This window comes from Polaromonas sp. P1_G1, from assembly GCF_056405595.1.
Map to the genome: position 1 here is coordinate 1 of NZ_JBFUBU010000187.1, position 453 is coordinate 453.

A 453-nucleotide genomic window follows, 5' to 3' on the forward strand; every position below is an offset into this window, starting at 1 on the left:
CTACATGGACACCGATGCGTCCTTGGTGGAAATCAACCCGCTGAACTGCGACTCCAAGGGCAATTTGATGGCTCTGGACGCCAAGTTCAACTTTGACCCTAACGCGCTGTTCCGCCACCCCGAAATCGTGGCTTACCGCGATCTGGACGAAGAAGACGCGGCCGAAGTGGAAGCTTCCAAGTTCGACCTGGCTTACATCAGCTTGGATGGCAACATTGGCTGCCTGGTGAACGGCGCTGGCCTGGCCATGGCTACCATGGACACCATCAAGCTGTACGGCGCTGAGCCTGCAAACTTTTTGGACGTGGGCGGCGGTGCCACCCCCGAGAAGGTGACCGAAGCCTTCAAGATCATGTTGAAGAACCCCAAGGTCGAGGCCATCATGGTCAACATCTTCGGCGGCATCATGAAGTGCRACACCATCGCCACCGGCGTGATCACTGCCTGCAAGGC

Annotated in this window: 1 pseudogene; it reads left to right on the forward strand. The window is 57.7% G+C overall.

Annotated elements, in window-relative coordinates:
• A pseudogene (sucC, locus tag AC1D1Y_RS26405) lies at positions 1-453 on the forward strand (succinate--CoA ligase subunit beta); the annotation flags it as partial.